Here is a 7755-nt window from a genome sequence, read left to right on the forward strand (position 1 = left end):
GAGCATGCAATTGAATTCAAATGAAATCGCAGAACTGATCAAACAGCGAATTGAGAAGTTCGAAGTCACCAGCGAAGCTCGCAACGAAGGTACCATCATGTCTGTACAAGACGGTATCATTCGCGTTCACGGCCTTGCAGATTGTCTGCAAGGTGAAATGATTGAGCTACCTGGTAATAGTTACGCTATCGCATTGAACCTTGAACGAGATTCAGTCGGTGCGGTTGTTATGGGCCCTTATGCAGATTTGCAGGAAGGCACCAAGGTCAAATCTACCGGTCGTATCTTAGAAGTTCCGGTTGGCGAAAAGCTGTTAGGCCGTGTGGTTAACACACTGGGTCAACCAATTGATGGTAAAGGTCCAATTGAAGCTGACGGCTATGAACCGGTTGAGAAAATCGCACCAGGCGTTATCGAACGTCAATCAGTTGATCAGCCAGTACAAACAGGCTACAAGTCAATTGACTCGATGATTCCGGTAGGTCGTGGCCAGCGTGAGCTGATCATCGGTGACCGTCAAACGGGTAAAACTGCATTAGCTGTTGACGCTATCATTAACCAGAAAGATTCTGGTATTAAGTGTGTTTACGTTGCTATTGGTCAGAAAAACTCAACCATCTCTGCTGTTGTACGTAAGCTGGAAGAGCACGGCGCATTGGAAAACACCATTGTAGTTGCTGCTTCTGCTTCTGAATCTGCAGCATTGCAATATTTGGCAGCTTACTCTGGCTGTACTATGGGTGAATACTTCCGTGACCGCGGTGAAGACGCTTTGATTGTTTACGATGACCTGTCTAAGCAGGCTGTTGCATACCGTCAAATTTCACTGTTATTGCGTCGTCCGCCAGGTCGTGAAGCATTCCCTGGTGACGTTTTCTACCTTCACTCACGTCTACTTGAGCGTGCTGCGCGTGTTAACGCTGACTACGTAGAAAAATTCACTGACGGTAAAGTGAAAGGCCAGACCGGTTCTTTAACTGCCCTACCTATCATTGAAACTCAGGCAGGTGACGTATCGGCGTTCGTACCGACTAACGTTATCTCAATCACCGATGGTCAGATCTTCCTGGAAACTGACTTGTTTAACTCAGGTATTCGTCCTGCTGTTAACGCCGGTGTCTCGGTTTCTCGAGTTGGTGGTTCAGCACAAACGAAAATAATCAAGAAATTGGGTGGCGGTATCCGTCTTGCCCTGGCTCAGTATCGTGAGTTGGCGGCGTTCGCGCAGTTCGCATCTGACCTTGATGAGTCGACTCGTTCACAGTTAGAGCACGGTCAGCGTGTAACCGAACTGATGAAACAGAAACAGTACAAGCCTATGAGCGTGTCTCAAATGGCTGTATCAATTTACGCCGTTGAAAAAGGCTTTTTGAAAGATGTCGCAATCGACAAAATCATGGATTTTGAAGAGTCGCTACAGTCTTTCATGGCAAGCGAATACGCTGAGCTAATGGCTGAGATTGATAAAACTGGCAACTATAACGACGACATCGATGCGCAATTGAAAGCCGCGCTTGAGAAATTCAAGCAAACGCAATCATGGTAATCGCAGTTGGCCGCGCAAGCGGCCATTTGTCGTTGAGTTAACAGGAGAATCGTCATGGCCAGCGGTAAAGAGATAAAAACTCAGATCTCGAGTATCGGTAATACTCAGAAGATCACCAGTGCTATGGAAATGGTCGCTGCGTCTAAGATGAAAAAGGCGCAGGAACGTATGGAGGCAAGTCGCCCCTATGCGGACACCATTCGCAAGGTGATTGGTCATGTGGCGCGCGGTAACCTTGAATATCGTCATCCATTTATGGAAGAACGTCAGGTTAAACGTGTGGGTTACATCATTGTTTCTACCGACCGTGGTTTGTGCGGCGGCTTGAACGGTAATGAGTTCAAGAAAGTCGTTAAGCACGCAAACGAATGGAAAGAGCAAGATGTTGAAGCGGATTTTGCTGCTATAGGCAGTAAAGCAACTGGTTTCTTTAAGCGTTTTGGACCACTAAAAGCGCAGTTTTCAGGTATGGGTGATAAACCCGAACTGAATGAAATCACCGGTTCTATCCAGGTTATGCTGGATGCTTTCGAAGAAGGCAAAATCGACCGCTTGTATGTTGTGTTTAACAAATTTGTGAACACGATGACCCAAGAGCCGACCATTCATCAATTGTTGCCATTGCCGCAAGCAGGTTCGGAAGAAGAAGTACAAACAGGTAGCTGGGACTATCTGTATGAGCCGAATCCAGAAAGTATTCTAGACACCCTTATTCGTCGCTTTGTAGAAATGCAGGTGTACCAAGGGGTGGTAGATAACTTCGCTAGCGAGCAAGCCGCTCGGATGATTGCGATGAAAGCCGCAACTGACAACGCCGAAGATATTATTGACCAGCTGCAGTTGCAGTATAACAAGGCGCGTCAGGCAGCAATTACGCAAGAAATTTCGGAAATCGTGTCCGGCGCCGAAGCGGTATAACGCGGCAACGGTAAACAGAATTGAAGAGTTAGAGGAAACGTCATGAGTCAAGGTAAGGTCGTACAAATTATCGGCGCCGTTGTGGATTTAGAATTTCCACAAGACGCTGTACCAAAAGTATACGACGCACTGAAAGTGACCGAAGGTGGTTTGGAAGGATTAGTTCTGGAAGTTCAGCAACAGCTGGGCGGCGGAATTGTCCGAGCCATCGCAATGGGTACAACTGACGGTTTGCGTCGTGGTATCACCGCGAAAAACTCAGGTGAGCCAATTATGGTGCCAGTGGGTAAGAAAACCCTCGGCCGTATTATGGATGTGTTGGGTAATCCAATCGATGAAGCGGGCCCAATTGGTGAAGAAGAGAAAATGTCTATTCACCGTGCCGCGCCAAGCTATGAAGATCAATCGAACACCAACGAGCTATTAGAAACCGGTATCAAAGTCATCGACTTGATTTGCCCGTTTGCTAAAGGTGGTAAAGTTGGTCTGTTTGGTGGTGCTGGTGTTGGTAAAACCGTTAACATGATGGAGCTTATTCGTAACATCGCTATCGAGCACAGCGGCTACTCAGTATTCGCGGGTGTTGGTGAGCGTACTCGTGAAGGTAACGACTTCTATCACGAGATGAACGATTCAAACGTTCTGGATAAAGTATCCCTGGTTTATGGTCAGATGAACGAGCCACCGGGTAACCGTTTACGTGTTGCTCTGACTGGTTTGACTATCGCAGAGAAATTCCGTGACGAAGGTCGCGACGTACTATTCTTCGTCGATAACATCTACCGTTACACACTGGCAGGTACTGAGGTATCAGCACTGTTAGGTCGTATGCCTTCAGCGGTTGGTTATCAGCCTACACTTGCTGAAGAAATGGGTGTTCTTCAGGAACGTATCACCTCAACTAAGACGGGTTCAATCACGTCAGTTCAGGCCGTTTACGTACCTGCGGATGACTTAACGGATCCATCTCCTGCAACAACCTTCGCTCACTTGGATGCGACTGTTGTATTGAACCGTGACATCGCGTCGTTGGGTATCTACCCTGCGGTTGACCCGTTGGATTCAACCTCACGTCAGTTGGACCCACAGGTTATTGGTGATGAGCACTACGATACGGCAATGGGTGTTCAGGAAGTACTTCAGCGTTATAAAGAACTGAAAGACATCATCGCGATTTTGGGTATGGACGAACTGTCTGAAGAAGACAAGTTGTCAGTATCTCGTGCGCGTAAGATTCAACGCTTCTTGTCGCAGCCATTCTTCGTTGCTGAAGTATTTACTGGTGCGCCAGGTAAATATGTATCGTTGAAAGATACCATTGCCGGCTTTAAAGGCATCTTGGACGGCGAGTATGACGATATGCCAGAGCAAGCTTTCTACATGGTTGGTACCATCGAAGAAGCGGTAGAAAAAGCCAAAAACCTGTAACCGACCGGGAGGTTTGAATGGCAACACAAACATTAAACTTGAGCGTTGTCAGTGCTGAAGAGAAATTATTCTCTGGTGCAGTACAAACAGTTCAGGTTTCTGGTAGCGAAGGTGAGCTGGGTATTTACCCGGGTCACGCGCCACTGCTGACAAAAATTAAGCCAGGTATGGTGCGTTTTGTTAGTGAAGCGGGTGATGAAGAGCTCATGTACGTTGCCGGTGGTGTATTAGAAGTTCAGCCAGGTGAGGTTATCGTTCTGGCGGATGTTGCGGTACGCGGCGACGAATTGGACGAGCAGGCAGCAGAAGCAGCGCGTAAGCGCGCTGAAGAAGCTATTGCCGACCAAAGTCACGACGTTACTTACGCAGAGGCTATTGCTGAACTATCTCGGGCTATGGCTCAACTTGAAGTTATTCGCAAACTTAGACGTTAAGTTTGTAATAAAGTTTAAAAGGCCTTGTTGTGACTACAACAGGGCCTTTTTTGTCTGTAAACTATAGACATCAATCGTATTTAACGAAGTTAGATAATAAGGACATATCCCCATGAAACTCCGCGTCGTTATTTTGGCTGCAGGTAAAGGAACACGGATGCGTTCGGACCTGCCAAAAGTCTTGCATCAGGTTGCTAAAAAGCCCATGGTGCAGCACGTTATCGACTGCGCAAGAGCGCTAAACCCAGCGGCCATCGACTTGATTTATGGTCATGGCGGCGACCAGTTGAAAAGCCAAATCGTCGGTGACGATCTAAATTGGGTTGAACAAGCGGAACAACTTGGAACAGGCCATGCCGTACAACAGGTTATTACGTTTATTCAAGACGATGAAAATGTTTTAGTGCTTTATGGGGATGTGCCTTTATTGACAGCAGAAACTGCACAACGTTTGCTCGACGCGTCAGCTGACAAGGAGTTAGGTTTATTGACGATGTATCTGAATAATCCTATGGGATACGGCCGCATCATTCGTGACGAAGATGAACTTATTCAGGGTATTGTCGAACAAAAAGATGCGACACTGGACCAGTTGCGCATTAACGAAGTTAATACAGGCATCATGGCCGCCGATGGTGCTAAATTGAAGCAGTGGCTGCAGGATTTAAGTAACGACAACGCACAGAAAGAATATTATTTAACCGATGTTGTTGCTATGGCAGCAGAACAAGGCGTCCAAATTGCCTCTGCGCAGCCGGATGATACGGGCGAAGTCGAAGGCGCCAATAATCGTCAACAGCTGGCTACATTAGAGCGAGCTTATCAATGGCGTTTAGCCGAGCAAGTCATGGCGGCCGGCGCAACCCTCATTGATCCTGCGCGCTTTGATTGCCGTGGTTCGCTTAATGTCGGCTCGGACGTGGTTATCGACGTTAACGTTGTATTCGAGGGCGAAGTTAGGTTGGGTAATGGTGTTGTTGTTGAACCTAATTGTGTCATTAAAGATGCCGAGATAGGTGATGGAACCGTTGTCCGCGCTAATAGTCATATTGAAGGTGCTAAAGTAGCTTCCAATTGTAAGGTTGGTCCTTTTGCCCGTTTACGGCCGGGCGCTGAATTAGCTGACGAAGCGCAGGTTGGAAATTTTGTCGAAATGAAAAAAAGCCGTCTGGGTAAGGGCTCTAAAGCCAGTCATTTAACTTATTTGGGTGACACACAGGTAGGCGAATACGCTAATATCGGCGCCGGAACCATTACTTGCAATTATGATGGTGTGAATAAATCAACGACAGAAATTGGCGATGGCGCATTTATCGGTTCAAACAGCTCATTAGTTGCGCCGGTAAAAATTGGAAAACAGGCCACAGTGGGTGCAGGATCGGTAATTACCCGGGAAGTAGCAAATGAAGAACTTGCTGTAGCACGCGGCAAACAACGAAACATCAGTGGCTGGCAACGCCCTCAGAAAAAAGGAAGTTAATCTATGTGCGGTATTGTAGGAGCGACCTCAGAGCGTCGCGTAAGTGGTATCTTGTTGGAAGGGCTTAAGCGGCTAGAGTACCGTGGTTATGATTCAGCCGGTGTTGCGGTTATCGATGCGGATAATCAATTACAAAGCACCCGCCGTACCGGTAAAGTCCAGGAACTCGCTGATGCTATGGAGCAGCAACCACTGGATGGAACCATTGGTATCGCACACACCCGCTGGGCGACACATGGCGGCGTTACTGAGGCGAACGCTCATCCTCATCTGTCTGAGGGAGAAATAGCCGTCGTCCATAACGGTATTATAGAAAATCATGAAAGCCTCCGAGAGCAATTACAAAGTTTGGGTTATGTTTTTAATAGCCAGACGGATACCGAAGTAATTGCTCACTTAATTCACCACGAACGTAAACAAAATCCGGATTTATTGGCGGCAGTAAAAGCTGCCGTACGTCAACTGGAAGGTGCTTATGGCACCGTCGTGATGGATACAAAAGATCCTGAGCGTCTTGTTGTTGCCCGCTCTGGTAGCCCGCTGGTAATCGGTCTGGGTATTGGTGAGAACTTTGTTGCGTCAGATCAGCTGGCGTTATTGCCGGTAACACGTAAGTTTATTTACTTAGAAGAAGGTGATGTCGCTGATATTACTCGCACCAGTGTGACCGTTTTTGACGAGGCTGATCAGCCGGTCGAGCGTGAGGTCGTTGAGTCTGATAGTACCTATGATGCCGGCGGAAAAGGACATTATCGTCACTTCATGTTGAAAGAAATCCACGAGCAGCCTATTGCTGTGCGTAATGCGCTTGAAGGCCGCTTGTCCGATTCAACAGTACTTGATGATGCCTTTGGTAAAGGCGCCAGCGAATTATTTAAAACTGTCGAGCATGTGCAAATTATTGCCTGCGGTACCAGTTACCACGCAGGTATGGTCGCGCGCTATTGGTTAGAAGCGTTGGCCAATGTCTCTTGTAGCGTTGAAATAGCCTCTGAGTTCCGCTATCGCAAATCCTACGTTCACCCGAACAGCCTGTTAGTGACGATTTCGCAAAGTGGCGAAACCGCAGATACCCTTGCCGCGCTGCGTTTGTCCAAAGAGCTGGGTTACACTGGCAGTTTGACCATTTGCAATGTCGCAACGTCGTCGATGGTACGTGAGTCCGACCTGGCATTTATGACTCGCGCAGGTGCTGAAATTGGTGTGGCATCGACCAAGGCCTTTACTACGCAATTAACCGGTTTGCTAATGTTAACCGTGGCGCTGGGTAAACATCGTGGCATGGCAGAACAGCAACAAGCGGCGATTGTTAAAGCGCTTCAGGCGCTTCCTGCAAAACTGGAGGAAGCGGTGGCGCTGGCTGACGAAATTGAAGCCTTAGCACCTGACTTTGCGAACAAAAACCACAGCCTGTTCCTTGGCCGGGGTAATCAGTATCCGATTGCTATGGAAGGCGCACTGAAGCTGAAGGAAATTTCTTATATACATGCCGAAGCCTATGCTGCCGGGGAGTTGAAGCACGGGCCGTTGGCATTAATTGACGAAGAGATGCCGGTGATTGTAGTAGCGCCTAATAACGAGCTGTTAGAAAAACTTAAATCAAACGTCGAAGAAGTTCGTGCCCGTGGCGGCTTGATGTATGTTTTTGCCGATAAAAATGCGCGCTTTAAGAGCGATGACACGTTAAACGTGCTTAATGTATGTCATTGCGATGAGATCGTTGCACCAATCGTCTATACCATTCCGTTGCAGCTATTGTCTTACTATGTCGCCATTATTAAAGGCACAGATGTTGACCAGCCTAGAAACCTGGCTAAGTCAGTCACTGTAGAATAAGAAAAGGGCCTTGCGGCCCTTTTTTGTTTGCCCAGCGAAGCTGGCAAACCCGCCAGGTTGTAAGAAGCCTGGATCACCCTGACTGAGGGGAAGATAATCCGAATGGCAAGGGC

6 protein-coding genes are annotated in these 7755 nt (G+C 47.7%); all 6 read left to right on the top strand.

The window, feature by feature from the left end:
* Window positions 1–4 precede the first annotated feature (4 nt).
* Complete coding sequence (gene atpA / locus DEU29_RS12430) at window positions 5–1546, top strand: F0F1 ATP synthase subunit alpha (protein WP_133540669.1); 1542 nt, start codon at window positions 5–7, stop codon at window positions 1544–1546.
* Window positions 1547–1600: 54 nt separating this feature from the next.
* A complete protein-coding gene (atpG, locus tag DEU29_RS12435; protein WP_133540670.1) occupies window positions 1601–2464 on the top strand; it encodes a F0F1 ATP synthase subunit gamma in 864 nt (287 codons plus the stop codon).
* A 42-nt stretch (window positions 2465–2506) separates the two neighbouring features.
* Window positions 2507–3892: a F0F1 ATP synthase subunit beta gene (gene atpD / locus DEU29_RS12440; protein WP_133540671.1), complete on the top strand. Its 1386-nt coding sequence runs from the start codon at window positions 2507–2509 to the stop codon at window positions 3890–3892.
* A gap of 17 nt (window positions 3893–3909) precedes the next feature.
* Window positions 3910–4326, top strand: a complete 417-nt coding sequence (locus tag DEU29_RS12445; RefSeq protein WP_133540672.1) for a F0F1 ATP synthase subunit epsilon — start codon at window positions 3910–3912, stop codon at window positions 4324–4326.
* 112 nt (window positions 4327–4438) lie between these two features.
* Window positions 4439–5806 (top strand): bifunctional UDP-N-acetylglucosamine diphosphorylase/glucosamine-1-phosphate N-acetyltransferase GlmU, encoded by a 1368-nt coding sequence (gene glmU / locus DEU29_RS12450; protein WP_133540673.1) that lies wholly within the window; start codon window positions 4439–4441, stop codon window positions 5804–5806.
* A 3-nt stretch (window positions 5807–5809) separates the two neighbouring features.
* Window positions 5810–7642, top strand: coding sequence for a glutamine--fructose-6-phosphate transaminase (isomerizing) (gene glmS / locus DEU29_RS12455; protein WP_133540674.1), 1833 nt, complete (start codon window positions 5810–5812; stop codon window positions 7640–7642).
* Window positions 7643–7755: the final 113 nt, after the last annotated feature.

Source organism: Idiomarina aquatica (genome assembly GCF_004362895.1).
Taxonomy (GTDB): domain Bacteria; phylum Pseudomonadota; class Gammaproteobacteria; order Enterobacterales; family Alteromonadaceae; genus Idiomarina.

Bases quoted from the DNA above. Each gene is read 5' to 3' on its own strand.
- atpG (WP_133540670.1), top strand. From the start codon at position 1,601: ATGGCCAGCGGTAAAGAGATAAAAACTCAGATCTCGAGTATCGGTAAT.
- DEU29_RS12445 (WP_133540672.1), top strand. From the start codon at position 3,910: ATGGCAACACAAACATTAAACTTGAGCGTTGTCAGTGCTGAAGAGAAA.
- glmS (WP_133540674.1), top strand. From the start codon at position 5,810: ATGTGCGGTATTGTAGGAGCGACCTCAGAGCGTCGCGTAAGTGGTATC.
- atpA (WP_133540669.1), top strand. From the start codon at position 5: ATGCAATTGAATTCAAATGAAATCGCAGAACTGATCAAACAGCGAATT.
- glmU (WP_133540673.1), top strand. From the start codon at position 4,439: ATGAAACTCCGCGTCGTTATTTTGGCTGCAGGTAAAGGAACACGGATG.
- atpD (WP_133540671.1), top strand. From the start codon at position 2,507: ATGAGTCAAGGTAAGGTCGTACAAATTATCGGCGCCGTTGTGGATTTA.